Below are 26,283 nucleotides of genomic sequence, written 5' to 3'. Positions count from 1 at the left end.
AATTCAGCCGGATCCGACAGATCCACCGGCAGCGTCAACACCCTACTCAAACATCAAGTCGCCTCGAAACTGATCCCCCGGAATATCTGGCTTCAAATCGATTGGCGCTATGGCATTCAAGTCGGATGCGATCCATGTCGCGGAGGATGGTTTGGCATATGCCTTTCTCGCGGGATCCTCTCCTGCGCCTGCATTGGTGGAGGCGTTCCAGGACGAGGCGACCCCGGCGCAGGTCGACGACGACCACTTCTGCGCGGCGCCGGAAACGATGCGCCCTGGTGGCGGGGCCGTGCGGATGCGAAGCGGGCCACGTGCGGTGACCCTGGAGGAGTGGGGGCCATGCGGCGAGGAGGATGACTGATGTCCGTAATGGACAAGATCAAGCACATGCTCAAGGGCCATGAGTCTCAGGCCGACCAGGGCATCGAAAAGACGGGCGACTTCGTCGACGACAAGACAAAGGGCAAGCACCGACGCCAGGTCGACACCGCCCAGGACACGATGAGGGAGCAGTTCGGCACGGACCGGGACCGGGACAACCCGCCCCAGCCCTGACCACGGCGAGCCACTCCCCCACACGTTCACCTCCGCCGCCCTCAGTACGAGGGCGGCGGAGGCAGCGCTGACACGGGCAGGCGGGCTGCAGCGGCGAAGGCGAGCCGATCAGTGATCGGCGGGCTCGGGGACGAGGCCGTCCGCGACGAGGCCGGCGAGTACCGCCTCGCTCAACGCATGGACCGCGGACTGCGGGCGGACCATCACGGTGAACTCCTTGATCCGGCCCGTCTCGTCGAACTGGAGCAGATCGATGCCGTGGATCTGCATGCCGTTCACGGCTGCCCTGAAGAGCAGGATCTCCGACGGAGCCTCCGCACCGTCGGTACTGGTCTCGGCCGCGCCGTCGAACTGCCCGATGTAGCGGAAGTCCTCGAAGGTCCGCAGCAGGACACCGAAGAGGCCCAGCACCATCGGCCTGCCCTCGAAGGGCCTGAACTTCACGGGGCTGTAGAAGCGGACATCGTCGGTGAACAGCTCGTCGAGCGCGGTGAGATCCCGCGCCTCCACGGCGGCGCGGAAACGTTCAGCAGTCTCCATGACTCCTCCTGATCCTGATTCTTCTCATACTCAAGAATATGACTAGTCAGTTCCTTGAGTATGATGCAGGGACGGACAAGGAATGGGAAGGGGCTGCTTCGATGGCCTTGCGGCACGCCGTACTGGCGGCGCTCCTGGACGGTGAGTACAGCGGATACCAGCTGGCCAAGGCGTTCGACGTCGGCGTCGCGAACTTCTGGCACGCGCTGCCGCAGCAGCTGTACGCCGAGCTGACCAAGCTGGAGAAGGAGGGCCTGGTCGCGGGACGGCAGGTGGTACAGGAGACCCGGCCCAACAAACGGCTGTTCCAGGTCACCCGGGCCGGTCTCGCCGAGCTCGAGCAGTTCGCGGCAGCCTCGTCGAAACCCTCGTTCATCCGCGACGACCTGCTGGTCAAGGTCCAGGCCGCCGACCGCATCGGCACCGGTCCCGTGATCGAACAGCTCGAGGAGCGAGCCGCTGTCGCGCAGGCCAAGGTCGAGCTCTTCGGCAAACTTCTGCGGCAGATGCGCGGCGACGCGGACGAGGAGGAGTTCCTGCTCCGCGGCGAGCGGATCGGGCCGTACCTGACCTGCCTGCGCGGTCTGGCCTTTGAACAGGACAACCGGGACTGGTGCTTGCGGATCGCGGCCGTCCTGCGGAAGAGGCAGAGCACTCCTGCCGAGCGGTGAACACCGGCGCAGTACGCGACCATGTGCGTGCCCGCGTCACCGGCTCCGGATGGCCGGCCGCCGCCGGTGACAACGCTTTCCGGCGGCGACCACCCGTACGGAACCGGGCGCCTAGGGAGCAGGCCTGGTTCCGATGACAACGGTGGCGTACAGCTCCTCGGAGCTGACCACCTGCGGGATCAGCCCGTCACGGGCGACGGTTTCGACGGCCCGCGGCGCCTGGCGCTCGCTCGTCTCGAACAGCAGATGGCCGCCCGGCGCCAGCCAGAGTGACGCCGCGGCGGTCACCCGCCGCAGGACGTCGAGCCCGTCCGCGCCACCGTCGAGCGCCACCCGGGCCTCGTGGACACGGGCCTCCGCGGGGAGCAGCTCGATCTCTTCGGTGGGCACATAGGGCACATTGGCGAGCAGGACGTCGACGCGACCCCGCAGCGGGCCGGGCAGGGGCTCGTAGAGGTCACCTTCGTAGACCTGGCCTCCGGCGGCGGTGACATTGCGGCGGGCGCACCGCACCGCGGCGGGATCGATGTCGGCGGCGTGCAGCTCGGCCCGGTCCAGGCCGGCGACCACCGCCGCGCCCAACGCGCCCGAGCCGCAGCACAGGTCGACGACGACAGCTCGCGGCCCGGCCAGCGCGGCGGCCCTGCCGACGAGGAACTCGGTGCGGCGGCGCGGTACGAAGACGCCGGGGTCCACGGCGATCCGCAGGCCGCAGAACTCCGCCCAGCCAAGGACGTGTTCGAGGGGCAGGCCGACAACTCGCCGCTCCACCATGGCAGCGAGGTGATCGGAGTCGCGTGCCGCGGAGACGAGCAACTGTGCCTCGTCCTCGGCGAAGACACAGCCGGCGGCACGAAGCCTGGTGACGATGACGGAAAGAGGAAGAAGTGACGGTGAAACCGACATGCGAGCCTTTCGGGATGCCTATGGGCGCTCCCGCGGTCACCTATGCCTGACGGACCGCACAGCCGTGAGATGAGAGCACCCAGCCTGGTACAGCGGTAATGGGTCTCACCTCCTCGGTACGTTTCCTGCTGGAGACGGCAACACTACCCGAGCCGGACCGCGGCACGCAGTTCGGTCGACGCCCGGGCGCAAACACGCCGTGCCCAGATATTCTCATCAGTGATGTTCACCCCCACGAGCCCCACCTTCCGCGAACTGGCCGTGCAGGCGCTCTCGTCCACCGAGCACGGCTACGACCTGCTGGCTCCGAAGTTCGACCAGACATCGTTCCGGACATCGGATCGTCTGCTGGACGCGGTGGTACGTGCCGTCCGGCCGCTCGGGCCGTTCGCGGCCGGACTCGACATCTGCTGCGGCACCGGCGCCGGAGTCGGTGTCCTGCGTCAGTTGTGCCAGGGACGCGTCACCGGCGTCGACTTCAGCGCGGGCATGCTCGCCACCGCCAGATCCACTCTGCCGGATGTCCCCGGGGCAGCGCCGGTGAACTGGGTGCGGGCCGACGCCCGCGCACTCCCCTTCCGGCGGGCCTTCGACCTGGCCGTGAGCTTCGGAGCGTTCGGTCACTTTCTGCCCCGCGAACGACCCACGCTCTTCGCGCAGGTGCACGCGGCGCTGAAGCCCGGCGGCCGGTTCGTCTTTCCCGTTCCGGCACCGCCTCGAGTGGGCTCGAGGCACTACTGGGCACTGTGGGGCTTCGACGCGGCAATGCGCGTACGGAATCTGCTGTGGCACCCGCGCTTCATCATGTACTACCGCACGTTCCGGCTGCCGGAGGTGCTGGACGAACTGGCGCAGGCAGGGTTCGCCGTGGAGGTGCTGCCACTGCCGGAGATCGGCCGGCTGCCGGACGGCAGTCCTCGCTGCGTTGTGGTGGTCGCGCGCCGAGCGTGAGCACAGGGCTTCACCGGGCCACGCGCTCAGCCTGCGTCCTTGACGTGTGACTCCCACTGCCTCGTGATGTGTCCGGCCTGCCGGGTGAGCGCGGCCACCAGTTCCTGTGCGCTGGGTGCGACGGTCGAGCGGAGGATCGCGACGCTGATCTCGCGGGCCAGCGGTGGCCCCTCCAGCGGCCGTACGGCGAGGTCGTCGCGCGGGGCGCCGAGTGCGAGGCGGGGCACCAGGGCCACGCCGGTGCCGGCCGCGACGAAGCCCTGCACCATGGCGTAGTCGTCGGTCCGCATCACATGCACCGGTTCGAAGCCGTGCTGCGCGCAGGCCCAGGACAGGACGCGGTCGCACGGATCGCGGGGATCCGCTGCACCGACCCAGTCGTCGTCGCGCAGTTCTTGCAGCGGCACCCGGTCCAGCGCCGCGCATCTGTGGTTGTCGGGCATGACCAGCAGCAGCGGGTCGGTCAGCAGCGGGTGCAGTTCGAAGTCCTCGTCCAGGTCGAGTCGGTCGCCCGGCTGGGAGAACACGAGCGCGGCCTGCAGTTCGCGGGACCGCAGTCCGCGCAGCAGGCTGGGCAGTTCTCCTTCGGCGAGGGAGATATGAACCCCCTTCTGGTTCAGGGCTTTTACGGCAGGTGGCAGCAGCAGCGCACCGGCCGTGGGAAAAGTGCCGATACGCAGCGTGCGGGTGCCGCGCTCGGCCAGGCCGCGGACTTCCCATTCGGCGAGCTGCAGCCGTTCAAGGACCGCTTCCGCATGCGGCAGCAGTGTCTCGCCGAGTTCGGTGAGTACGGCGCCGCGGGGCCCGCGCTGCACCAGCGGAGCGTCGAAGTGGGCTTCGAGAACGGTCAGATGGTGCGTGACGGTGGGCTGTGCGTAGTGCAGCGCGCGGGCGGCGCCCGCGAGCGAGCCCTCTTGCGCGATGGCCTTGAGTACCTGGAGGTGACGAAGCTCGAGCATATAGACATTCTATGGAGATACCCAGAGAACTGCAGCATTCCTCTATGGGTCTCGCGCTGGCACGCTGACCGGCGTGAACACCAGAACCACAGCAGTACCCGACCTCTCACCGCCGGTGTCCGCACAGTGCCGCGCTCCGTTTGCCGAGGCCCTCAGGACCCACGCCGGCCGGGGCTGGCTCCGCCTCAACGTCCCGGGTCACGCCGCCGAGCCCGACAGCTTCGGCCCGCTCGCCGGGACCTTCGGGCCCGAGCCGCTGCGCCTCGACTTCCCTCCGCTGCTCGAAGGCCTCGACCTCGGTACGGCCACCCCCATGGACGAGGCGCTGGCCCTGGCCGCGGAAGCGTGGGGAGCGCGACGCACCTGGTTCCTGACGAACGGCGCCTCGCAGGGCAACCACATCGCGTCCCTGGTGGCCCCGGCCCTGGGACGTACCCTCGTCGTCCAGCGCAGCGTGCACTCCAGCGTGATCGACGGGTTGGTGCTGTCCGGGCTGAAGGCCGCCTTCGTCCGCCCGTCCGTCGACACGGAGCAGGGCATCGCCCATGGTGTGACGGCCGAGAATCTCGCCGCCGCCATCGCCAGGCATCCCGATGCCGCGGCCGCCTATGTTGTCTCGCCCAGCTACTTCGGCGCGGTCGCCGACGTACGCGCGCTCGCCGAGGTGGCCCATGGCGCGGGCATCCCGCTGATCGTGGACGAGGCCTGGGGTGCGCACTTCGGATTCCATCCGCGCCTACCCGGCAACGCGCTCGCGCAGGGCGCCGACCTGGTGACCTCCAGTACGCACAAGCTCGCCGGCAGCCTCACCCAGTCCGCGATGCTGCACCTCGGACACGGACCGTTCGCCGACGTGCTCGAGCCCTTGATCGACCGGGCGTTCCGGCTGGTGCAGTCCACGAGCTCGAGCGCGCTGCTGCTGGCCTCCCTCGACCTGGCCCGGATGACGCTGATGGCAGGCCGCGACGCCGTCGGCGCCTCCGTCGAGGCAGCGGACGAGATACGCCAAGTGATCCGCTCCGTCGGCCGGTTCGCCGTGGTCAGCGACGGCTTCGGACGCTTCCCCGACATCGTGACGGCCGATCCGCTGCGGATCGCCATCGACACTCGCGCCGGGGGTATCCCGGGCCACGAGGCACGCCGCCGGCTGTCGCGCGACCACCGGATCATGGTGGAGGTGGCCACCGATTCGGCGATCGTCGCGGTGGTCGGCGCCGGTTCGGCCCCCGGCACCGACCGGTTCATCGAGGCCCTGCACGCCTTGCCGTCACCTCTTGCAGGCACCGGCCCCGGAGGCACCGGCACGGGAAACACCGGAGTTGGCGACAGTCCTGGACCCACCGGCCTCGGAAGCGCCGGCAAGCGGCTACGGCTGTCACTGCCGCAGCCCGGACCCTCCCGGCTCACCGCCCGTGAAGCCTTTATGAGCCCCACCCGCGTGGTCCCCGCGGCAAAGGCCGTCGGTCTCATTTCCGCCGACACACTGGCCGCGTACCCGCCGGGCATCCCCAATGTGCTGCCCGGGGAGGTCATCACCGCCGAGACGGTCCGTTTCCTGCAGCGGACCGCGTCGGCCCCGAGCGGCCATGTACGCGGCGCGGTCGATCCGTGCGTCTCACACATGCGCGTCGTCGACCCATCAAGCGTCGTCGATGCCGCTGCCACCACGCGGGCCGTCCGGCACTCCGCCGCGGACTGACATCAGGTCACGGACCCGGGTCCGTTCGGCATCTGGTTGTCGAACTCATCTCCCTCCAGACCCGGGTCCGAGGGAAGAGCGGGTCCTGCGCATCTTGGCGACGCTACGGTTCCAACCGGCACGGAAGGCACACTCGGAAGGCAGTGTGGCCGGGGCGGCTGGTCAGATCGACCCGCCCGCCGTGCGCGGTGGCCACCGCGTGGGTGATCGCCAGCCCGAGACCAGTGCCGCCGGCGCTTCTCGCCCGGCCGTCATCGGTCCGCACGAACCGTTGGAAGACCTCGGCCTGCAGCGCTTCGGGCACGCCGGGCCCGTTGTCCTGGACGACGAGTTCCACGTTGCCGTCCCGCTCTGCGAGCCGGAGGGTGACCTGTGTACCGGCCGGTGTGTGGGTGCGGGCATTGGCGAGGAGATTGGTCAGCACCTGCTGCAACCCCCGCTCGTCGCCGCGGAGTACCACCGGTTCCTCCGGCAGCTCCAGGACCCACCGGTGTTCCGGTCCAGCGGCGCGAGCGTCACTGACCGCGTCGAGCACCAGCCGGGTCAGGTCCACAGGTTCGCCGGCCAGCGGGCGTCCGGCGTCGAGCCGGGCCAGCAGCAGCAGATCGTCCACCAGCTCGCCCATCCGCACCGACTCGCACTGGATCCGGACGAGAGCGTGGCGTACCTCGCCCGGTACCGACGCCCGGCTGCGCAGCGCGAGCTCCGCGTGGCCGCGGATCGAAGCCACCGGGGTGCGCAGCTCATGACTGGCGTCCGCGGCAAAGCGGCGCAGCCGCTGCTCGCTGGCGTGCCTGCGCGCCAGCGAATCCTCGACGTGCTGCAGCATCCGGTTGAACGCCCCGCCGACCCGGCCCACCTCGGTCCTCGGATCGGTGTCCGGCACCCGCTGAGGCATTGCCACATCGCCGCCGCCGAGCGGGAGCTGGGCGACCCGGGATGCGGTGGCGGCCACCCGCCGCAGCGGGCGCAGCGACAGCCGCACCCCGAGCGCTCCGGCGATCCCGGCGGCGAGCAGGGCCGCGCCGAACACCACCGCCTCGACCAGTTGCAGTCGGCGTACGGTGTCCTCCACCGGCTGCAGCGGCAGCCCGGTGATCAGCACATCGCCCGCCGGGCCGCGGATTCCCGTCAGCCGGTACTCGCCGAGCGCGGAGAGGTGGACGCTGCGGCCCTGGCCGTCTGCGGGTATGTGTGTCAGATTCTTGCGGTCGGACGCGTTCAGCGGCACCGCGGTCTCTGTCCGGTCGCGCACCACTGCGGCCTGGGTCACCGAACCGCGCAGAACACAGGCGCCGAAGGTGCCCGCGGACTGCCCGCGGGTATCGGGGCCCGAGGCGGACGCCTCCGACACCCGGGCCGGATCCAGGCTGGCCGGGAAATGGCCGCCGACCGCCGTCAGTTGCTGGTCGAGCCGACGCACGAGAAACCCTTTCAGAGCGGCGGTCGTTGCGACGCCGACGGCCAGGCAGCTCAGGGCAAGCAGCACCACCAGACCGAGAGTGAGCCGTGCTCTGAGGCTGCGGGCGGACGGCAGGGGGAGACGTTTCATCGTGCGTCCGGTTTGAGTACGTAGCCGACGCCGCGCACGGTATGGATCAAGGGGGTGCGTCCGGCGTCGATCTTCTTGCGCAGATAGCTGATGTAGAGCTCGACCACATGAGCCTGGCCGCCGAAGTCGTAACTCCACACGCGGTCCAGGATTTGTGCCTTGCTGAACACCCGCCGCGGGTTGCGTACGAGGAATCGCAGCAGTTCGAACTCTGTGGGCGTCAGATCCACCACCTGTCCGGCGCGCGACACCTCGCGGGCGTCCTCGTCCATCACCAGGTCGCCGACGGCCAGCAGTGTGCTTCCGTCCGTCGTACGGGTCATTCCGGCCCGGCGCAGGAGCCCGCGCAGCCGAGCGAGCACCTCCTCCAAGCTGAACGGTTTGGTGACGTAGTCGTCACCGCCTGCCGTGATCCCGGCAATGCGGTCCTCGACGGCGTCTCGCGCGGTCAGGAACAGCACGCACACCTCCGGCAGCGCGGCACGCAGCCTGCGCAGCACCTCCAGGCCGTTGATGTCGGGGAGCATCACGTCCAGCACCACCGCGTCGGGGCGGAACTGCGAGGCGGTGGCCAGCGCGTCCTGGCCGGTGCCGGCCGCCCTGACCTCCCAGCCTTCGGAACGCAGCACGTCACAGAGGATGCCGGCCAGATCGGGTTCGTCGTCCACCACGAGTACCCGCACGTGAGTGCCGTTGGGGCGACGCAGACCGGCAGGTGCGGGGGCACAGGCCTCGGTCGTCCGTCTGTCGGCAAGGTCGGGTGCAGACGGTGTGGGGGAGTCGTCGGTCGCGGGGGTGTCGGGCAGTTCCATGGTCCTCGCAGTATTACGTCCCAACCTCTGAGTTTCCTCTGAGTCCACCGGTTGAACCGCTGAGGGCCCGCGTTCAGAGGAAACCCAGAAATTCCGCTGCCAGGGTGAGCCACCGACCGGTTCCCGGGCCGCCCTGGCGCCCCCGGAATGCCAGGCCGACGCCCGGATGTCCAGCCGAAGGGGATTCCTGATGACCACCGTCCAGCACACGGGTACGGCCGCGTCCCTGCCCCGGCACGCGTCGCCGCCGAAACGACGGCGGTGGAGGCTGCCCGCCCCTGCGGTCCTGGTGGTGATCTACTCCGGTGCGGCAGCGGTACTCAGCCTGTGGTGGAGGCACACCCCCGCAGTCGTCGGCGTCGACGGCTGGCTGACGGGCGCCGGGCGGATCACCGGACTCCTGGCCGGCTACACCTGCGCCGTCCTGCTCCTGCTCATGGCGCGGATTCCGGCCCTCGATCGGGGCGTGGGCACCGACAGGCTCGCCCGCTGGCACGCGATCGGCGGGCGATACACCGTCGGCCTCGCCCTCGCCCATACGCTGCTGATCATCTGGGGGTACTCCGTCACCTCCACGACCGGCGTCGTGGACCAGACGACCACATTGGTGCTGCGTTACCCCGACATGCTGAAGGGCACCATCGGCCTGATTCTGTTCGTCGTGGTGGGCGGAGTGTCAGCACGCGCGGCGCGGCGCCGCCTGAGCTACGAGACCTGGTATTACCTGCACTTCTGCACCTATCTCGCGGTCTGTCTGGCCTTCTTCCACCAGTTGTCGAACGGCGCCGACTTCGTGGCGGACCGTCCGGCCCGGGTGGCCTGGTACACCCTGTACCTCGGGACGGCGGCGCTGCTGCTGCGGTATCGGTTGCTCAGCCCGCTGCTGCGGGCGCTGCGTCACCGGCCGCGGGTGGCCGAGGTCCGTCGTGAGGCCCCCGGTGTCGTCTCCGTCTACCTCACCGGCAGGAACCTGGACCGGCTCGGCGCGGAGGCCGGCCAGTTCTTCCGCTGGCGATTCCTCACCCCGGGGATGTGGTGGACGGCCAATCCCTTCTCACTGTCCGCCCCGCCCGATGCCGGCTACCTGCGGATCACGGTGAAGGAGGCCGGTGGCCACAGCCGTGCGGTGGCGCGGTTGCGGCCCGGCACCCGGGTCTGGGCCGAAGGGCCGTACGGAGGCTTCACAGCCGCCCGCCGCAGCAGGTCGAAGGTTCTCCTGCTCGCAGGCGGTGTCGGCATAACACCGCTGCGTGCGCTGTTCGAGACTCTGCACGGCGAGGTGACGCTGCTCTACTACGCCCGCCGCGAGGAGGACCTGGCGCTGCGCGGTGAGCTGGACGAGATTGCCGCTGTCCGTGGCACCCGGGTGCTGTACGCCGTCGGCGAGGGCGCTCTGCCGTTGACGGCAGAGTCGTTGTGCGGGGCGATCGGGGATCTGGCGGAACACGAGGTCTATCTGTGCGGGCCGCCGGGGATGACCGCGGCGGCCAAGGACGCCCTGCGGGACGCCGGAGTTCCGCGTCGCCACATTCACCACGAGTCGTTCGAGTTCTGAGGAGGAACCGCTGTGAACCGATCCATGAGCCGACCTGTCATGGCCACCACGGCGACCGTCGCCGGTGTGGTGCTGATACTTGCGCTGAAACCGCAGGAGAATCCGGCAGTGGCGGCTGCGCCGCCGGTCAGGTCTTCCGCCGGCACATCCACGAGCCCACCGCCCGGTGGCAGTCCGTCGGGCGCCGCCGACTCCGGCCGGCCGTCAGGCACCTTCACCGGTGACACGGTCAACGCCGGGCAAGGAGGAGCGGTACAGGTCGAGATCACCATGAACCAGGGCCGGCTGACCTCGGTGGACGTCCTGCAAGGAGTGCACGAAGCCGGCCCCAGCGCCGGCGCCGTGGCCCGGCTGACTCAGGAGGCACTGGCCGCGCAGAGCGCCCGGATCGACGCCGTGTCCGGCGCCACCTTCACCAGCGAGGGATACGTTTCCTCACTGCAGAGCGCGCTGGACCGGGCCAATGGGTGAGGGCGAGGCCATGCGTCATGTGGAGCATGTGATGGGCACTGTGTTCTCCTTCGTGGTCCGGAGCGAGCCGAGCCTGGCTGTCCACCAGGCCCTCACCGAAGCGGTGGCGTGGCTCCACCGGGTCGACGAGGTCTTCTCCCCCTTCCGCACGGACAGCCAGATCAGCCGCCTCGGGCGCGGTGAGCTGACCGTCGGCCAGTGCGACGACGAGGTGGCCGAAGTACTCGATCTGTGCCGGGCTGCCGCCCGCGCCAGCGGCGGGTGGTTCACCTTCACTCCCGGTGGGCGACTCGACCCGTCCGCCATGGTCAAGGGCTGGGCGGTGGAGCGGGCCTCACAGATTCTCTGCGAGGCGGGGGCCCGGCACCATTGCGTCAACGGCGGTGGTGACATCCAGGCACGAGGCGAGGCGGGCCCCGGTCGGCCATGGAGCATAGGTGTGGCCCATCCGTTTCAGCCCGGCGAGCTCGTCACCGCGGTCTCCGGCCGTGACCTGGCGGTGGCGACGTCAGGCAGCGCCGAGCGCGGCCACCACATCGTCGACCCGCACAGCGGACGGCCGGCGACCGGGCTGGCCTCGATCACTCTGGTCGGACGGAATCTCACCGAGGTGGACGCCATGGCCACCGCCGCGTTCGCGATGGGCGACGAGGCACGCGAGTGGATCCGGACGCTCGACGGCATCGAGGCGTTCGCGTGCACCGCGGATGCCCGAGTCTGGTGGACACCCGGCTTCGCGGAGCACGGCCTGGTTCCGGCCAACGGCTGACGGCACCTCGAGGCCGCTCTCCCGGCGCCGGCCACTGCTGCGAATCCGGGTCCGTGGTCGCAAGTTCCCGAACGTCTGCCTCATCCACGACGTCTATGACGTGACACTTCGTCACAGGCTGAACGACTCCGGCCGGCAGAGGTAGCGTGCGGACGAGTCCGTGGTGCTCGGAGGCCGTCCCTGAATCCGTGGGTATGGATGAACAGAACAGGGCCGGTGCCGAGGCGACCGTCGCCCGCCATCGCGAGCAAGCCAGACGGCGCTTTCGCCGTGTACACGGGCTCATGAAGCACATCTGCATGCACAGCACCGTTGTCGGCCAATCTTGACAACGATGTCAGTCAGTGGTCCAGTCCTGCCTTACCGGGATATCGACGAGGAGGCGGCTCTGCGATGGCTATCGGATCAACACCCACGGCGCTCCGGCCCAGTTGGCGTTCCCGCGGCGCTCATGCCGTCGCGCTGATGCTGAGCCTGCTGGCCCCGGCCGACGTCACCGCCGCGGACGCCGGAGAAGCCTCCGCCGCCGAGGCGAACGGACCCCTGCCCGTGTACCCGAAGCCCCGGTCGGCGAAGAGCCGACCGGAAGAGGTGCGCATTCCACCGGCCGTGACACTCGTGAAAGGCCCGTCGACCGACGCCTCCGCACTCGCCGTGGTCCGGGAGGTGCTGCGCGACGCCGGAGTGCGCACCATCCATCAGGTCGACGACCAATCTCCCGTACGCGGCGCCCGGCTCACCGTCCATGTGGGCGGGCACAAGGAGAACGTCGCCACCGCCGGCGCGCTGCGCGCGCTGGGTGTGCAGGGCGCCGAGACCATGGCCGCCGAGGGGTACGTGCTCGCGGTCGGCGAGGGCAGGGACGGCCGCGACCGGATCGTGCTGAGCGGCGCGGACGGCGCCGGTACGTACTACGCCGCCCAGACGCTGCGTCAGCTGGTGCACGGCTTACGGCTGCAGGGCGTGGTGATCCGTGACTGGCCCTCGCTGCGGTGGCGCGGGGCGATGGACGGTTTCTACGGACCGTCACCCTCGCATCAGCAACGCCTCGCCGATCTCGACCGGTTCGGCCGGCACAAGCTGAACTCCTATGTCTACGCACCAAAGGACGACCCCTACCGGCGGACGGAATGGCGCAAGCCCTACCCGGCGCACGAACTCGCCCGGATCGGTGAGCTGGTGCGGCGGGCCCGGGAGAACCATGTCTCGTTCGGCTACGTTCTCTCCCCCGGCTTGTCGGTCCGCTACTCGCAGCCGTCCGAGGCCGCGGCGCTGACCGCGAAGTTCGAGTCGCTGTGGGAGCTGGGCGTGCGCAGCTTCGTCGTGGCCTTCGACGACATCGACGACCAGCGATGGAACTGCGCCGAGGACCGGGCGGCTTTCGGCACAGGACCGGCGGCCGCCGCCGGCGCCCAGGCGCACCTGGCCAACGCCGTGCAGAAGGCGTTCATCGCGGTGCGCCCCGAGGCCGAGCCGCTGCAGATGATGCCGAGCCAGTACTGGGGAACGTCCAGGACCGACTACACGCGACGCATCGCGCAGGATCTCGATCCCGGGATCGTCGTCCAGTGGACGGCAAGGTGACGCTGCGGCGGGCTGCGGCGCGCATGCCGCCGCGTGCGCAGCGGCCGGGACGGGCGTGCTCTTTCGGCTGTTGGCGCTACGAATACGAGGCCTGCCAGGTCGCCGAAAACAGCTCGCGACCGAGCCGTTGACAGGCTTTGCGCGACCATGACATCTTTCCCGGGCCGATCAGACAACGTTGTCAAGAAGGGATACGCCCATGCGACGGTCAGCCGGCTGGATGCGTACGAGAACGGTCCGGATGGTGGTCGCCACCTTGCTGGCCGGCGGTCTCAGCGGACCGGCCACCGCGACCGCCGTCGCCGCGCCGGCGCCCTCCCCAGCACCCGCGGCCGACCCGGCCGGCCTGGTCAACCCGTTCGTCGGCACACAGAACTTCGGCAACACCTTCCCCGGCGCGAGCGCCCCCTTCGGCATGGTCCAGGTCAGCCCGGACACCGGCGGCCAGGGCGGCTACGACTACCAGCAGGACAAGATCCACGGCTTCAGCCAGACACATCTCTCCGGCGTCGGCTGCGGCGTCGCGGGCGAGCTGCCGATCATGCCGACGACCGGCGCGGTCGACCGGGTCAACCCCGACGACTACCGCTCGGTGTACTCGCACGACGACGAGAAGGCCGAGCCCGGCTACTACCGGGTCAACCTGAAGTCGTACGGCATCAATGCCGAGCTCACCGCGACGCGGCGCACCGGCTGGCAGCGCTACACCTTCCCGTCCACCGGCGCCGCCAACGTCCTGTTCAACACCGGCAAGGCCAACCAGAAGGTGTACGACTCCGAAGTGCACGTCGTCGGCGACCGCACGGTCGAGGGCCGGGTACACGCGGGCAACTTCTGCGCCGGCAAGGACGATCACACCGTCTACTTCACCGCCACCTTCGACCGGTCTTTCAAGACCCAGGGCACCTGGCGCGGTTCGACCCCGAAACCGGGCAGCCGGGATGCCGCCGGCGAGGGTGGCAACGGCGCCTGGGTGGCCTTCGACGCGAGCGCCGACAAGGACGTCGTGATGAAGGTCGGCCTGTCCTACACCGGAGTCGAGGGCGCCCGGAAGAACCTGGCGGCGGAGACGAAGGACTCGTACGACTTCGACGCCACCCGTGCCGCCCTGCACCGCACTTGGGAGGAGCAGCTCGGCTCCATCGGCATCGGCGGGGGTTCGCCGGACCGGCAGAGCGCCTTCTACACCGCGCTCTATCACGCACAGCTGCACCCGAACCTGGCCGGCGATGTGGACGGCCGCTACACCGGCTTCGACCGGAAGACCCATACGGCCGACGGCTTCACGCCGTACCAGAATCTTTCGCTGTGGGACACCTACCGGCCGCAGAACCAGCTCCTGGAACTCCTGGAGCCCGGGGTCGCCCGCGATGTCGCGCTGTCCGTCGTCGCGATCGGCAAGGACGGCGGCTGGCTGCCGCGCTGGGCGCTGGCCAACAGCGAGACCAACATCATGACCGGTGACCCGGTGACTCCGTTCCTCGTCGAGGCCTGGTCGAAGGGCCTGCTGGCCGGCCACGAGGAGGAGGCGTACGCACTGCTGAGGAAGAACGCCACCAGCACTCCGCCCGCCGATTCCGCGTACAACGGCCGCTCGGGCGTGGACTTCTACCGCGAGCGCGGCTATATCCCCTCGGGTCTCGGCCTCGGCCAGGACTGCGCCGACAAGGGCGGCGACAACGACTGCAACCACCCCGCATCGGCCACTCTCGAGTACGCGGCCGCGGATGCCTCGCTCGCCCTGATGGCCGGCGGGCTGGGTCACCGGGCCGACGCCGGGATGTTCGCGGCGCGCGGCCGGTGGTACCGCAACCTGTGGGACTCCTCCATCGGCCAGTTCCGTCCGCGTACGACACAGGGCACCTGGGTGACGCCGTACGACCCGGTCGAGGCGGGCCACCAGTTCCACGAGGGCGGCGCCCACCAGTACCAGTGGCTGGTTCCCCAGGACCCGGCCGGTCTGGTGGAGTTGATGGGCGGCAGGAAGGCCGCCGAGAAGCGGCTCGACGCATTCTTCGTCCACGACAAGCTGCTCACCGACCCCGCGGGCACCGCACGCAAGGACTGGATCTCCCAGCCCTACGACTACTACGGCAAGCCCACCTACAACCCCAACAACGAGCCCGATCTGCACGCCCCGTACATGTATCTGTGGGCGGGCGCGCCCGCGAAGACCGCGACCGTCACACGGGCTGCGATGACGCTCTTCACCAACGGCCCGGACGGCATGACGGGCAACGACGATCTGGGCACGATGTCGGCCTGGTACGTCTTCTCGTCGCTCGGTCTGTACCCGACGATGAGCGGCGCCGACTTCCTGGCGCTCTCCAGCCCGCAGTTCGAGTCGGCGACCATCAGGATCGGACAGTACGGCCGCAAGCAGGGCGGCACTCTGACGCTCACGGCGCCCGGCGCGAGCGACGACCGGAGGTACGTCCAGAAGGTGGCCCTGAACGGCAAGGACATCCGCACCACCTGGCTGGGCTGGGACACGATCGCGCACGGCGGGCGGCTGACCCACCAGCTGGGCACCGAACCGTCCGCGTGGGGCACGGGCCGGAACGCCGAACCCCCGTCGGTCGGCGGAGCAGCGGCTGCCGACGGGCGCCGGCACCTCGACGCTTCGCTGCGGCCCGCCTCGGACGCCCTACCGTCGAGCGACACGGAGCAGACCGCGCATCTCGCGGTGGACGTACTGGCCCAGTCGCCGGGCGATGTACGCGTGTCCGTGGCGGCGAAGGCTCCCTCCGGCTGGGCGGTGAAGGCGCCCGCACAGGTGGCGGTGAAGTCCCGCGGTCTGCCGGTGCAGACGACGGTCCCGCTCGCGGTCACGGTGCCGGCCGCAACCGCGGTCGGCTCGTACCCGGTCCGGATCACGGTCGCGGCGAAGGGCATTCCGGCGGTCGTCCGCACGGCCACCGTCGAGGTGCGGCCCGCGGCGAGCTGCGCGAGCGTCGGGAATGAGCAGTGTCCCGTGGAGCTGACCGGTGCCATGAATCACGACGGGACGGCCACGAAGGACCGATCGGGCGAGGGCAACTTCGACGGCCTCGGCTGGAGTTACGACGCCGGTCTGCTGCCCAAGGCCGGCCCGGTCAGCTGGAACGGCGTGCCGTACCGGGCGCCCGACCCGACGGGGACCGCGCCGAACTTCGTCGAGGCACGCGGCCAGGCGCTGCTGCTGCCCGCCGGCGCCCGCTCCGCACTGCACCTGGTCGCCGCATCCCACAACGGTCCTGTGGCCACCACACTGACCGTTCGCTACACGGACGGCACCACCGCGGACGTGCCGGTCACCATCGGCGACTGGGCCGGATCGACGCCGTCCGGCAGCACTGTCGTCCTCGACATGCCGCACCGCATCAAGGACGGCCAGGGCGTCGACGGCCCGTCGGTACGGCTGTTCGGCGACACGGCACCGCTGGACAGCGCGAAGACACTGCGTTCGGTGACGCTGCCGGACGACTCACGGGTCGAGGTGTACGCGATCACGCTGACCTGACCGACCCCAACTCGCGTTGCACACAGCGCAATTGGAGTTGCACCTCTTGCGTGCGAGGACGACAGGCGCCACTGTGTCTGCCACATCCGAAGCCGCCGACCCCCGTGGCCGGGGTCCTCACCTCTGAGTCGCTGGCCAGCGTCGATACGTGGGTGTCTGCAGGTCTGCACGCTGTGTTCCCGCTGACCCTCTACTGGATGCACAGGCCGGCGCACGCCCTGGTGACCGCTGAACGCCCGGCAGAGCCTGAGGGATGAGTCGTACCAGCGGCCACTCGCCCGGACGGCGGGCAGGTCAGCGGTTGTTCCCGTTCGAGTTGCAGTCCCAATAGCCCTTGTGCCAGTGGTGGTGACTGTCGTACCAGCCGCTGTGCCACGAGCAGCCCGTGGGAACCGAGACGGTCGTCGTGGCGGGGGCGGCTGCTGCGGCCGTGCCCGCCACTCCGATTGCGGTGCCGCCGGCCAGCAGGAAGCCGGCCGCGACGCAGGCGAAGGCGCGCTTGGCGCGATGTGCTCGCATGGCTCTGCTCTTTCTTCCACGTTCTCGCGCTGTCCCAGCACGAAAGGGATGGCCGCGGCCTCACGCCGAAGCGTGGGGCCCGGCGATGGCTGGATGGTGCCGCTCGAAGACCGATGCGGCGCTGTCGTCGAGGTCGCCGCGTGAAAGCGAGGGACGCACGTCTCCCGGCTGCACGCCCACCGTTGCGGGAGCGCGTCGCGGGACGTGTCCTGAATCGCGGCCTCACCTCTTTCGACGGTAGCGGCCTATCCGCTGACAGGCACCTCGAGCCCACAGCGCGAGAGCCCCTCCGGCAGGTTCAGCTGCCGGAGGGGCTCTACCTGTCGTTGGGCCGATGGGCCGTGGACCCTGCGCCCCCGGTAGCCCGTTCTGCGTCCGCTGAGAGCCGTTGGCCGGACGCCGACCTTTGGCAGGACTTCGAGGACAGCGCGCCGGACAGCGAGGCGGACGCCCTGATTACCCCGCCGACCGCCGAGGACATGCGCGCAACGCTGGCCGTTCTCGCTGCCCGGCATGGCCGCCCCGTGACCGGTCGCATGGTGGCTGACCATTTCGGAGTCAGCGAACGGACCGGACGCCGATACGAGGCTGATCGTTGCCACCGCCCAGCCGGCTCCGGGCAACAATGCGGAGCATCGAAAAGTCCGCGCCCGCGTGGAACATGCCTTCGCCCGCATGAAGAACTACAAGATCCTCCGTGACTGCCGGCAGCGTGGCGACGGTCTCCACCACGCGGTCCAGGCCGTCGCCCACATGCACAACCTCGCCCTGGCCGCATGATCAGAACAGTCGGAACCAGGCCCTGACCTGCCAGATCACAGCCTTCTGCAACACGCTTCAGTCCTCTGAGTCAGCCGGTCAGGTCCGGGAGCGCGTCAGGCGCAGGGTGACCAGCTGGAAGGGGCGGAGGGTCAACTTCACCGCACCGTCGGCCAGTTCCAGCCCCGGTGCGTCCGCCGAGGGTCGCTCCAGCAGGTCGGTCGCGGCCGCCTCGACGGCTTCGAATCCGGCGGTGACGCCGACCCGGGCGCGGCCGCCCCGGGACTCGTAGAGGCGTACGACGACATCGCCGCTCGCATCGTCCGCCAGCTTCACCGCGGAGATCACGACCGCGTCGTTGTCCACCGTCACCAGCGGGGTCACCGCCGCGTCGCCCGCAACCCGTCGCTCCGGGAGGTTGATGCGGAAGCCCTCGCGGACCGCGTCGCCGATCGCCGCGCCGGGCACGAGGGCATGGCGGAATCGGTGCACGCCCTGGTCGGTCTCCGGGTCGGGAAAGCGCGGGGCCCGCAGCAGCGAGACGCGGAGTGTGGTCGTCGTTCCGGAGTCGGCTGCGCGGACGGTACGGGTGACGTCATGGCCGTACGTCGAGTCGTTGACGAGCGCGATGCCCCAGCCGGGCTCCTCCAGATGCACGAAGCGGTGGTTGCAGGCCTCGAACTTGGCCGCCTCCCAGCTGGTGTTGGTGTGCGTGGCCCGGTGGAAATGGCCGAACTGGGTCTCCGACGCATACCGCTCGGCATGGATGTCCAGCGGGAAGGACACCTTGAGGAACTTCTCCGTCTCGTGCCAGTCGACCTCGGTGTCGATGTCGAGGCGTTTGGCGCCGGCGGGCAGGGTCAGCAGCTGGGTGACCTTCGAGTCGCCGAAGCCGCGGACGACGCGCACCGCCGCCGATGTGCCGGTCACGACAGGGGTGATCTCGTCGGCGTCCGTCAGGTCCGTGACGGTGTTGCGGTAGAACGCGTCGACGTCCCACGCGTCCCACATGTTCGGGAAGTCGGGGTGGATCTGCAGCAGGTTCGCCACCCCGCCGGGGGCCACCGTCTCGCGCTCCGCGCCGATGTCGTACGCGGACGTCACCAGGCCTCGTCCGTCGATCTCGACCTGAAGCAGGCCGTTGTCGAGGACGAAGCCGCCGTCCTCGCGCGGGGAGAGCTGGGCGCTGCCGCCGACGGCCGCCACCGCGGCACCGCCTGCCGCCACACCGTGCCGCTCGTGCGGCGCGGAGTTGAAGACAAGGGTTCCGGATCCGTCGCCTGCGAGCGCGCGCTGCGCCCCGTCGATGATGCCGTTGAGCTCCTCGGCGACGGCCCGGTATGTCTTCTCGGCCTCCCGGTGCACCCAGGCGATGGACGAGCCGGGCAGGATGTCATGGAACTGGTGCAGCAGCACCGTCTTCCAGATGCGGTCCAACTCCTCGTACGGGTACGGGAATCCGGTCCGCACGGCGGCGGTGGCGGCCCATAGTTCGGCCTCGCGCAGCAGATGTTCGCTGCGGCGATTGCCCTGCTTGGTCTTCGCCTGGCTGGTGAGCGTGGCGCGGTGCAGCTCCAGATAGAGCTCGCCGACCCAGACGGGCGCGTTGGGGTATTCGGCCTCGGCCTTGGTGAAGAACTCCGTGGGGGTCTCCCACCGGACGGTCGCCGAACCGTCGAGGTCGCGCAGCCGGGCCGCCTTGGCGACCATCTCGCGGGTGGTGCCGCCACCTCCGTCGCCCCAGCCGGTCGGTGCGAGGGAGTGCCTGGCGACGCCCTTGTCCTTGAAGTTCTTCGCCGCGTGGGCGATTTCGCTGCCACTCATCGAGCAGTTGTAGGTGTCGACGGGCGGGAAGTGCGTGAAGATCCGGGTGCCGTCGATGCCCTCCCACTGGAAGGTGTGGTGCGGGAACTTGTTCGTCTGCGACCACGAGATCTTCTGTGTCAGCAGCCACTTGGAACCGGCCGCCTTGATGATCTGCGGGAGTCCAGCCGCGAAGCCGAAGGTGTCGGGCAGCCAGGCCTCGTCGTTCTCGATACCGAACTCGTCCAGGAAGAACCGCTTGCCGTGCACGAACTGACGGGCCATCGCCTCCGAGCCCGGCATGTTCGTGTCGGACTCGACCCACATGCCGCCCGCAGGCACGAACCGCCCCTGCGCCACGGCCCTCTTGACCTTCGCGTACACCTCGGGCCGGTGTTCCTTGATCCAGGCGAACTGCTGCGCCTGCGACATGGTGAAGATGAACTCCGGCTCGTCCTCGAGGAGCGCCGTCATATTGGACGTCGTACGGGCGACCTTGCGTACCGTCTCGCGCAGCGGCCACAGCCAGGCGGAGTCGATATGGGCGTGGCCGATCGCGCTGATCCGGTGCGCCGAGGGACCGGCGGGGGTGGAGAGGACTCCCTCGAGGCAGGAACGGGCCGCGGCAGCACTGCCGTTCACATCCTGGAGGTCGATCGCGTCGAGGGCGTGGCCCACGGCCCGCAGGATGTCCCAGCGGCGGGCGCCCTCCACGGGCAGCTCCTGCATCAGTTCGCCGAGGACCTCCAGGTCGAGCACGAGCTCCCACACGGTCTCGTCGAAGACGGCGAGATCCATGCGGGTCAGGGTGTACTGCGGGTCGGTGCCCGCGGTCTCCTTGTCGCCGAGCTGCGTCGGCAGGAAGGGGTGGTAGTCGAGGATCACAGGGTTGGAGGCGGCCTCGATGTGGAGGCGCACTTCCTCGCCGCCTTCGACGGGCGCGCCGATGCGCACCCACTGGTTGCGCGGATTGAGTCCCTTCACCGGGGTGCCGTCGGGGCGGTGGACGAGGCCCTCGCACTGGAAGCCGGGCATGTTCTCGTCGAAGCCGAGGTCGAGGATCGCTTCCACGGTCTTGCCGGCCCACGCGGCCGGTACGGTCCCGGTGACCCGGAACCAGCTGGTCCCCCACGGAGCGCCCCACATGTCGCCGACCGCGATCGGGCCTGGCGAGGCGGCGAGCCCTTCGGCGACCGGGACGGGTTCGCCCGGCGCGTTCCAGACGGCCACCTCCAGCGGTACGGACTCGGGGTACACGGCGGGGCGGATGCGCTCGTCGAGGACGCGCTTGAGGCGGGCTTCGACAAGGCTGCGGTCGTCATGCATGCGGGGCTGCTCCGAGGGTTCGGGTGGTGGTTACCAGGGGTGGGCTGCGGTCGATGGTGCCGATGTGGTGTAGAGCTCCCCGACCGCGCGCAGTTCGAACCGCGCCGACCGCTCACCCTGTTCGGGCTTGAGGCCGGGGACGAAGAATGCTCGCTGGCAGGTTGCCCCGAGGAAGCGCCGTTTCCCGTCGGGCAGGACGCGGTGCAGTGTGTAGTGACGAACCGCCCCCGGGGCGCCCTGCCATCCGAAGCGCAAGTCGCCGCCCGTGGTGGCGGTGATCCTCAGGCCGGCCGGGGCGGCGGGGCACTGTGCGGCCTTGTCGCGCACAGCCAGGGCGCCGAGCCGCCATTTCACGGGTCCGCTGATCGCGGTGAGTCGGACACCGAGCGCGCGCACGGTCCCGGTCGGGCTGTTCAGCCGCACGGTCGAGGTGGTCCAGCCGCTGCCCGGGCCCGTGGTGCCCACGGGGAGGTAGGTGTACGGAATGGGTGCGCCCGGCCCCGAGGGCTCGGCCACGGCCACCGCGAGCTCGACCCCGACCCGGCCCGCGTCGGCGCGGTGGGTGAGCTCGACGACCGTGTCCGCGGTGAGGGGGAGCCTGGTCGCGTACAGCTCCACCGTGGTGGGCGCATCGAGCGAGCCGTCGACGAGGAGACTGCTGCCCCCGTGCCAGGCATCGGCGAAGTCATGGGCGACCGACGGGCGCTGACCGTTCGTGCGCACGACCCATTGGCGGGACGGGAGGCGGTCCTGAACGCCGAGATGGTTCCACTGCGCGTCCGACGTCACCTTGCCGCCCTCGTACCAGCGCAGTCCGTGGCCGGTGTTGAAGGTGGTCGCGAAGGGCACGGTGTCGACGGTCGAGCGGTCGGCGACGGCGCGCGCGGGAGCACGCCAGGACTCGCCGGGGGCGGGCCGCGACGGGTCGAGCGACTGCCCGCTCCAGAACCGGTCGTCGGCGGCGTGGAACTGGGCCGGGGTGCGGTCCGCGGGCAGGTGGTTACGGGTCCACTCGGGCCGGTAGAAGCCCAGCGAGACGATGTCCGCCGTATTCTCGGGGATGATGGCGTCCCAGTCGACGGACCTGTTCCAGCCGTTCGCCTCGACATCGACTCCCGCCCACAACTCATAGCGGCTGCGCCCTGGTTGCTGAGCGACCTGACCGGAGGACGCCAGCGAGGACCGCGACCAGCGGAAGTCGATGAACATGGAGTCGGCGGCCTGGAAGAACGCCTTGTTACGGTCGTTCAGCGCGCCCTGCCAGCTCACCGAACCGTTCACGGTCATCGAGTCGTACCAGCAGACGCGCAGCCCCTTCGGCGCGCCCAGATTCTTCAGCTCCTTCACGAAGCCGAGCATGTCGGCCGCGAGTGCGCTGTTGCCGCCTCCGGTCTCCGCGTTGATGAACCAGCCGTCGAAACCGTACGCCGTGGCGACCGCGACGAGCCGCTCGGCGAGCGGGAATCTGCCGAAGGAGTCCTTCTGGACGAGGTCCCGGGTCCAGCGCAGATCGCCGCCGTAGGCCACGGGCGGCAGGAAGACATTGCCGAGGACGGGCACACCGTGGCGGTGTGCGGCGTCCACGATCGGGGCGTTGGGCGCGAGGATCAGACCCTCCCCCGACGAGCCGCCCCAGAAGACCAGCTCGTCCAGGTAGGACCAGTGGGTCAGGGCGTAGTAGTCGGCGGTGGCCGCGCCCTGGGAGGGGTTGCCGGCGGTGGGTCCGAAGGAGACGAGGGACTGGACGCGCGCCTGCCCGCTGCGGGCGGTGGCGTTGACCGGCGTGGGCGTGAACCGCCGGGCGAGCGGCACGGCCGACTTGTTGAACACCAGATCAGTGTCGTCCTCGGCGCGCCAGGCCTTGAGGCTGCGCCAGGTGATGCCCTGGCCCGGGGTGCCGGAGGGGAACGAGTCGGGGTACCAGTAGGAGGCGTACGGCGTGCCGGGCGTTGTCTTCGTCGCGGCGGACGCGATGCCGGGCACGAGGGCCGGGGTCAAAGCTGCCGCCGCCGATGCCAACAGGAGGGCGCGTCGGCTGAGGTGGGGGGTCATGGTGCGCTCCGTTTCATGGCCTGTCCCCAATCGCCGGAGGGGCTGGTGTTCAGCCCCTCCGGCGATTGAGGAGCGGGGTCTGGGGCGGAGCCCCAGTTACGGGAAGGGGCGGGGTGGGGAATGGTCATGCGCCGACCTGCCCCGGGGTTACCACTTCGGTGATGCCTCGTGCGGCGAGGTGCTCCTTGTCCTCCGCGCAGCCCGCGAGGACGGCCGTGGGCCGGACGCCCTCCATCGTGAGCCGGGCGAAGGCCTCGAAGAAGGCGCCACCGGGTGCGCACGTGGATCGCTGGGGCGCCGTCTCCTCGTCACCGGTGTCGACGACGAGTGCGGTGGTGCGCGGCGCGGGACTGTGTTCCTTCCCCCGCCGCTCCTCGACGATGCGCGCGATCGTGCGGCCGGCCGGTTTGACCTGCCGGTCGTTGGTCAACAGACCGAGGCTGTATTCGAGTTCGGGGAAGTCCGCGAGCGAGCGGGACACATCGTGGGAGCACCACCAGGTGACTCCCCAGACATCCTGGCAGTCCAGCGCGTTCGCCACCGTCGCCTCGGTGAAGTGGGCGGCGTGCTCGGCCGGGACGAGCGGCGCGGGTGCGCCGACCTCCTGCAGCCATACGGGCCGGCGCGGATCGAGAGCCCAGGCTTTGGAGAGCTCGATCAGGTAGGCGGCATGGTGCTCGGTCGCAACTCCCGTACGTCCGTGCCGCTGGGCGGTGCCGTTGAAGACCCACGAGTGCACGGCGGTCACGGCGCCGATGCGTGCCGAGTGGGCGGGGGTGAACGGGTGGTCGTCCTGGTACCAGGCCGCGTCGTACTCGGCGTGCAGATGGAGCCTTCCGGGCGCCCCGGCCTCACAGGCGTCGAGCAGCCGCCGCAGCCAACTCCCGGCCCGTTCGGCCGAGATGCGGTCCGGATCGGGGTGCGGGCCGCTGGAGAACTGGTTGATCTCGTTGCCGACGGTCATGCCGATGAAGTTCGGCCGGTCGCCGAGCGCGGCCGCGAGCGTACGCAGGTACTCGGCCTGTCCCGATACGACATCGGGGTCGGTGAACATGTTCCGCCGGTGCCAGGTCCGGGTCCATGCGGGCAGGAAGTCGAAGCTCGACAAGTGCCCTTGCAGACCGTCGACGTTGACGTCCAGACCGCGTTCGGCCGCCGCGTCGGCGAGCTGTACGAGCTGTTCGACGGCGCGCGGGCGGATGAGGGTCCGGTTGGGCTGGAAGAGCGGCCAGAGCGGGAAGACCCGGATGTGGTCGAGGCCGAGGCCGGCGATCGAGTCCAGGTCGGCGCGTACGGCGTCGAGGTCGAAGTCCAGCCAGTGGTGGAACCAGCCCTGGCTGGGCGTGTAGTTGGCGCCGAAGCGCGGCACGGAAGAGCTCATGGGGAAGGGGTGTCCTGGTTCTGTGGTGCGGCACTCGGATCGGAGCCGGGCAGGTCAGCCCTTGACGGCGCCCTCGCCGACACCGCGGAAGAAGAAGCGCTGCAGACAGGCGAAGAGAACGATCAACGGGAGTACGGCGATGACCGTGCCCGCCGCGACGAGGCGTTCATCGTTGGCGAAGGTGCCGTGCAGATAGTTCAGGCCGATGGTCAGGGTGAAGTTCTCCGGGTCGCTGAGCACGATCAGGGGCCACAGGAAGTCGTCCCAGGCGCCCATGAAGGCGAAGATGGCGACGACGGCGAGGGTGCCCTTGACCGAGGGCAGGGATATGCGCAGGAATCGCTGCCATGCGGTGGCCCCGTCGACGAATGCCGCTTCCTCCACCTCGTGCGGGAGATTCAGGAAGGCATTGCGCATCAGCAGGACGTTCATCGCTGCGATGCAGCCGGGCAGCAGTACGGCGATCAGGGTGTTGTTCAGGCCGAGGTCACGCATGGTGGTGAACTGGGCGATGATGATGCCCTCGACGGGGACGAGCATCGCGAGGATGAACACCAGGGTCGCGGCCCTGCGTCCGCGGTAGCGCATCCGGGCGAGGGCATAGCCTGCCAGTGCGGAGCCGATGCAGTTGGTCAGCACATTGGCGGTGGCGACCTTCAGCGAGTTCAGCGCGTAGTCCCAGACCGGGATGGTCCGGGAGACGCGCGCGTAGTTGTCGAGCGTCGGCTCGCCCGGCAGGAATGTGGGCGGTGAGCTGAAGATGTCCTCGTGCGGGCCCTTGAGCGAGGTGGACAGCTGCCACAAAAAAGGCCCTACGGTCAGCGCCAGTACGGCGATCAGCAGGCTGTAGCGGAGTGCGAGCTGCCAGCCGGGGATGCGCCTGCCGTCGGCGTCCGTGATCTTCATGAGGCTCATGCGTCCTCCTTGCGGTCGGCGCGGAGCACCAGCAGCATCAGGGCGACGGTGACGACGAAGACGACCACCGAGATGGCCGAGGCGTAGCCGACGCGACCGGTCAGTCCGGTGCCGACGCGCTGGACGAGCATCACGAGCGTGGTGTCCTCGCCTGCCGGGCCGCCGCTGGGACCTGCCATCAGATAGACCTCGGAGAAGACCTTGAAGGAGGCGACGGAGGAGAGCGCGCCGACGAGGACCATGGTGGAGCGGACCGCGGGGACGGTGACGGTGCAGAAGCGGCGTACGGCCCCCGCTCCGTCGACGGCGGCGGCCTCGTGCAGCTCGCGCGGGACATTGGCCAGCGCCGCCAGATAAATGATCATGTAGTAGCCGAGGCCCTTCCAGACCGTGACCGCCATCGCACTGCCGAGCAGCAGCCACTGGTCGCTGAGGAAGCCGACCTTGCCGACGCCGACCGCCTCGAGCACCGAGTTGATCAGTCCTCGGTCGTCGAGCATCCACACCCAGATCAGGCCGACCACGACGATGGAGGCGACGACCGGGGTGTAGAAGGCCGAGCGGAAGAAGGTGATGCCGGGGATGTGCCGCTGTACGAGCATCGCCAGCAGCAGCGGCAGGACCACCAGGGCGGGGACGACACCGAGGACGTACAGGGTGCTGTTGCGCAGACCGATCCAGAACATCTCGTCGTCGAGCAGTTCCCGGAAGTTGGCGAGGCCCACGTACTGACCGGGGACCAGGGTGCGGCGGTCGGTGAAAGCGTTGACCAGGGTGCTGAGGAACGGATACAGGCTGAAGGTACCGACGACCAGGAGACCTGGCGCCGCGAACAGCCAGGGGCTGGAGGGTAGTTGGCGCCTGATCCCACGGGCGGGCCGGGGGGCGGGGGGGCCGGGGGGGCGGCCGGGCGGGCCCCCCCCGGGGGGGGGGGGGGGGGTGGGCGCCGGGGGGGGGGGGGGGGTGTTAGGCGGCGCCGCGCAGCCCAGACCCCCCCCCCCG

General features: G+C 69.7%; 21 protein-coding genes and 1 pseudogene. 11 read left to right on the top strand and 11 right to left on the bottom strand.

The annotated features are described in order from the left end of the window. The first annotated feature begins 109 nt into the window (after positions 1–109). On the top strand, positions 110–361 hold the full coding sequence (locus ACFWDI_RS02675; RefSeq protein WP_385300904.1) for a hypothetical protein: 252 nt from the start codon (positions 110–112) through the stop codon (positions 359–361). Continuing rightward, a complete protein-coding gene (locus tag ACFWDI_RS02670) occupies positions 361–555 on the top strand; it encodes an antitoxin (protein ID WP_327321739.1) in 195 nt (64 codons plus the stop codon). The genes ACFWDI_RS02675 and ACFWDI_RS02670 overlap by 1 nt, the downstream gene beginning before the upstream one ends. A 108-nt stretch (positions 556–663) precedes the next feature. On the opposite strand, the gene ACFWDI_RS02665 is transcribed toward ACFWDI_RS02670, so the two are convergent. Beyond that, positions 664–1,095 carry a nuclear transport factor 2 family protein gene (locus ACFWDI_RS02665; protein WP_362685163.1) on the bottom strand — a complete coding sequence of 144 codons (432 nt, stop codon included), beginning with the start codon at positions 1,093–1,095 and terminating at the stop codon, positions 664–666. A 101-nt stretch (positions 1,096–1,196) separates the two neighbouring features. Here ACFWDI_RS02665 and ACFWDI_RS02660 point away from each other — a divergent pair, with 101 nt between their 5' ends. Continuing rightward, positions 1,197–1,766 (top strand): PadR family transcriptional regulator, encoded by a 570-nt coding sequence (locus ACFWDI_RS02660; RefSeq protein WP_385300903.1) that lies wholly within the window; start codon positions 1,197–1,199, stop codon positions 1,764–1,766. Between the two features lie 111 nt (positions 1,767–1,877). Here the strand turns inward: ACFWDI_RS02660 and ACFWDI_RS02655 are convergent, their stop codons facing one another. Next, the gene (locus tag ACFWDI_RS02655) at positions 1,878–2,672 is read right to left on the bottom strand and encodes a putative protein N(5)-glutamine methyltransferase (protein ID WP_385300902.1); all 795 of its coding nucleotides are present in this window, start codon (positions 2,670–2,672) and stop codon (positions 1,878–1,880) included. Between the two features lie 222 nt (positions 2,673–2,894). Here ACFWDI_RS02655 and ACFWDI_RS02650 point away from each other — a divergent pair, with 222 nt between their 5' ends. Beyond that, positions 2,895–3,623, top strand: a complete 729-nt coding sequence (locus ACFWDI_RS02650) for a class I SAM-dependent methyltransferase (protein WP_385300901.1) — start codon at positions 2,895–2,897, stop codon at positions 3,621–3,623. 26 nt (positions 3,624–3,649) lie between these two features. Here ACFWDI_RS02650 and ACFWDI_RS02645 read toward each other — a convergent pair whose 3' ends face one another. After that, positions 3,650–4,582 carry a LysR family transcriptional regulator gene (locus ACFWDI_RS02645; RefSeq protein WP_385300899.1) on the bottom strand — a complete coding sequence of 311 codons (933 nt, stop codon included), beginning with the start codon at positions 4,580–4,582 and terminating at the stop codon, positions 3,650–3,652. A 73-nt stretch (positions 4,583–4,655) separates the two neighbouring features. Here ACFWDI_RS02645 and ACFWDI_RS02640 point away from each other — a divergent pair, with 73 nt between their 5' ends. Then, entirely contained in the window at positions 4,656–6,281 is a 1,626-nt protein-coding gene (locus tag ACFWDI_RS02640) for an aminotransferase class I/II-fold pyridoxal phosphate-dependent enzyme (protein WP_385300898.1), read from the top strand. Positions 6,282–6,384: 103 nt separating this feature from the next. Here ACFWDI_RS02640 and ACFWDI_RS02635 read toward each other — a convergent pair whose 3' ends face one another. Both ACFWDI_RS02635 and ACFWDI_RS02630 read right to left on the bottom strand, forming a co-directional pair. Next, entirely contained in the window at positions 6,385–7,833 is a 1,449-nt protein-coding gene (locus tag ACFWDI_RS02635) for a sensor histidine kinase (protein WP_385300897.1), read from the bottom strand. Further along, positions 7,830–8,645 carry a response regulator transcription factor gene (locus ACFWDI_RS02630; protein ID WP_385300896.1) on the bottom strand — a complete coding sequence of 272 codons (816 nt, stop codon included), beginning with the start codon at positions 8,643–8,645 and terminating at the stop codon, positions 7,830–7,832. The genes ACFWDI_RS02635 and ACFWDI_RS02630 overlap by 4 nt, the downstream gene beginning before the upstream one ends. Before the next feature lie 190 nt (positions 8,646–8,835). On the opposite strand from ACFWDI_RS02630, the gene ACFWDI_RS02625 reads away from it, so the two are divergent. The 5 genes from ACFWDI_RS02625 to ACFWDI_RS02605 all read left to right on the top strand — a co-directional run bounded on the left by ACFWDI_RS02625 (position 8,836) and on the right by ACFWDI_RS02605 (position 16,526). Next, the gene (locus tag ACFWDI_RS02625; protein WP_385300895.1) at positions 8,836–10,200 is read left to right on the top strand and encodes a ferric reductase-like transmembrane domain-containing protein; all 1,365 of its coding nucleotides are present in this window, start codon (positions 8,836–8,838) and stop codon (positions 10,198–10,200) included. Between the two features lie 24 nt (positions 10,201–10,224). Continuing rightward, positions 10,225–10,671, top strand: a complete 447-nt coding sequence (locus tag ACFWDI_RS02620; RefSeq protein WP_385300894.1) for an FMN-binding protein — start codon at positions 10,225–10,227, stop codon at positions 10,669–10,671. Positions 10,672–10,702: 31 nt separating this feature from the next. Continuing rightward, the gene (locus ACFWDI_RS02615; RefSeq protein WP_385300892.1) at positions 10,703–11,440 is read left to right on the top strand and encodes an FAD:protein FMN transferase; all 738 of its coding nucleotides are present in this window, start codon (positions 10,703–10,705) and stop codon (positions 11,438–11,440) included. Between the two features lie 393 nt (positions 11,441–11,833). Further along, positions 11,834–13,024 (top strand): beta-N-acetylglucosaminidase domain-containing protein, encoded by a 1,191-nt coding sequence (locus tag ACFWDI_RS02610; RefSeq protein WP_385300891.1) that lies wholly within the window; start codon positions 11,834–11,836, stop codon positions 13,022–13,024. 199 nt (positions 13,025–13,223) lie between these two features. After that, positions 13,224–16,526 (top strand): GH92 family glycosyl hydrolase, encoded by a 3,303-nt coding sequence (locus ACFWDI_RS02605; RefSeq protein ID WP_385300890.1) that lies wholly within the window; start codon positions 13,224–13,226, stop codon positions 16,524–16,526. A 294-nt stretch (positions 16,527–16,820) separates the two neighbouring features. Here ACFWDI_RS02605 and ACFWDI_RS02600 read toward each other — a convergent pair whose 3' ends face one another. Next, positions 16,821–17,045 carry a hypothetical protein gene (locus ACFWDI_RS02600; protein WP_385300889.1) on the bottom strand — a complete coding sequence of 75 codons (225 nt, stop codon included), beginning with the start codon at positions 17,043–17,045 and terminating at the stop codon, positions 16,821–16,823. A gap of 633 nt (positions 17,046–17,678) precedes the next feature. On the opposite strand from ACFWDI_RS02600, the pseudogene ACFWDI_RS02595 reads away from it, so the two are divergent. Beyond that, positions 17,679–17,825 (top strand): annotated as a pseudogene (locus ACFWDI_RS02595) (transposase); the annotation flags it as partial. Positions 17,826–17,903: 78 nt separating this feature from the next. Here the strand turns inward: ACFWDI_RS02595 and ACFWDI_RS02590 are convergent. From ACFWDI_RS02590 to ACFWDI_RS02570, 5 genes are all read right to left on the bottom strand, one after another. Next, positions 17,904–20,933, bottom strand: a complete 3,030-nt coding sequence (locus ACFWDI_RS02590; RefSeq protein WP_385300888.1) for an alpha-mannosidase — start codon at positions 20,931–20,933, stop codon at positions 17,904–17,906. Between the two features lie 30 nt (positions 20,934–20,963). After that, the gene (locus ACFWDI_RS02585) at positions 20,964–22,985 is read right to left on the bottom strand and encodes an endo-beta-N-acetylglucosaminidase (protein ID WP_385300887.1); all 2,022 of its coding nucleotides are present in this window, start codon (positions 22,983–22,985) and stop codon (positions 20,964–20,966) included. 124 nt (positions 22,986–23,109) lie between these two features. Beyond that, positions 23,110–24,366, bottom strand: coding sequence for a glycosyl hydrolase (locus tag ACFWDI_RS02580; RefSeq protein WP_385300886.1), 1,257 nt, complete (start codon positions 24,364–24,366; stop codon positions 23,110–23,112). Between the two features lie 54 nt (positions 24,367–24,420). Further along, on the bottom strand, positions 24,421–25,281 hold the full coding sequence (locus ACFWDI_RS02575) for a carbohydrate ABC transporter permease (protein WP_385300885.1): 861 nt from the start codon (positions 25,279–25,281) through the stop codon (positions 24,421–24,423). Next, entirely contained in the window at positions 25,278–26,147 is an 870-nt protein-coding gene (locus ACFWDI_RS02570; protein WP_385301220.1) for a carbohydrate ABC transporter permease, read from the bottom strand. The genes ACFWDI_RS02575 and ACFWDI_RS02570 overlap by 4 nt, the downstream gene beginning before the upstream one ends. Between the last annotated feature and the right edge of the window lie 136 nt (positions 26,148–26,283).

The organism is Streptomyces sp. NPDC060064 (genome assembly GCF_042736455.1).
Lineage (GTDB): Bacteria > Actinomycetota > Actinomycetes > Streptomycetales > Streptomycetaceae > Streptomyces.
Note: the sequence above shows the minus strand (reverse complement) of the source record. Positions and strands in the feature narration are given on the sequence as shown.

Excerpts from the sequence above, each read along its gene's own strand:
- ACFWDI_RS02580 (WP_385300886.1), bottom strand. The coding sequence starts at position 24,366 with ATGAGCTCTTCCGTGCCGCGCTTCGGCGCCAACTACACGCCCAGCCAG.
- ACFWDI_RS02600 (WP_385300889.1), bottom strand. The coding sequence starts at position 17,045 with ATGCGAGCACATCGCGCCAAGCGCGCCTTCGCCTGCGTCGCGGCCGGC.
- ACFWDI_RS02660 (WP_385300903.1), top strand. The coding sequence starts at position 1,197 with ATGGCCTTGCGGCACGCCGTACTGGCGGCGCTCCTGGACGGTGAGTAC.
- ACFWDI_RS02615 (WP_385300892.1), top strand. The coding sequence starts at position 10,703 with ATGGGCACTGTGTTCTCCTTCGTGGTCCGGAGCGAGCCGAGCCTGGCT.
- ACFWDI_RS02625 (WP_385300895.1), top strand. The coding sequence starts at position 8,836 with ATGACCACCGTCCAGCACACGGGTACGGCCGCGTCCCTGCCCCGGCAC.
- ACFWDI_RS02620 (WP_385300894.1), top strand. The coding sequence starts at position 10,225 with ATGAGCCGACCTGTCATGGCCACCACGGCGACCGTCGCCGGTGTGGTG.
- ACFWDI_RS02575 (WP_385300885.1), bottom strand. The coding sequence starts at position 25,281 with ATGAGCCTCATGAAGATCACGGACGCCGACGGCAGGCGCATCCCCGGC.
- ACFWDI_RS02610 (WP_385300891.1), top strand. The coding sequence starts at position 11,834 with ATGGCTATCGGATCAACACCCACGGCGCTCCGGCCCAGTTGGCGTTCC.
- ACFWDI_RS02675 (WP_385300904.1), top strand. The coding sequence starts at position 110 with ATGGCATTCAAGTCGGATGCGATCCATGTCGCGGAGGATGGTTTGGCA.
- ACFWDI_RS02635 (WP_385300897.1), bottom strand. The coding sequence starts at position 7,833 with ATGAAACGTCTCCCCCTGCCGTCCGCCCGCAGCCTCAGAGCACGGCTC.
- ACFWDI_RS02630 (WP_385300896.1), bottom strand. The coding sequence starts at position 8,645 with ATGGAACTGCCCGACACCCCCGCGACCGACGACTCCCCCACACCGTCT.
- ACFWDI_RS02665 (WP_362685163.1), bottom strand. The coding sequence starts at position 1,095 with ATGGAGACTGCTGAACGTTTCCGCGCCGCCGTGGAGGCGCGGGATCTC.
- ACFWDI_RS02670 (WP_327321739.1), top strand. The coding sequence starts at position 361 with ATGTCCGTAATGGACAAGATCAAGCACATGCTCAAGGGCCATGAGTCT.
- ACFWDI_RS02645 (WP_385300899.1), bottom strand. The coding sequence starts at position 4,582 with ATGCTCGAGCTTCGTCACCTCCAGGTACTCAAGGCCATCGCGCAAGAG.
- ACFWDI_RS02585 (WP_385300887.1), bottom strand. The coding sequence starts at position 22,985 with ATGACCCCCCACCTCAGCCGACGCGCCCTCCTGTTGGCATCGGCGGCG.
- ACFWDI_RS02590 (WP_385300888.1), bottom strand. The coding sequence starts at position 20,933 with ATGCATGACGACCGCAGCCTTGTCGAAGCCCGCCTCAAGCGCGTCCTC.
- ACFWDI_RS02650 (WP_385300901.1), top strand. The coding sequence starts at position 2,895 with ATGTTCACCCCCACGAGCCCCACCTTCCGCGAACTGGCCGTGCAGGCG.
- ACFWDI_RS02655 (WP_385300902.1), bottom strand. The coding sequence starts at position 2,672 with ATGTCGGTTTCACCGTCACTTCTTCCTCTTTCCGTCATCGTCACCAGG.
- ACFWDI_RS02605 (WP_385300890.1), top strand. The coding sequence starts at position 13,224 with ATGCGACGGTCAGCCGGCTGGATGCGTACGAGAACGGTCCGGATGGTG.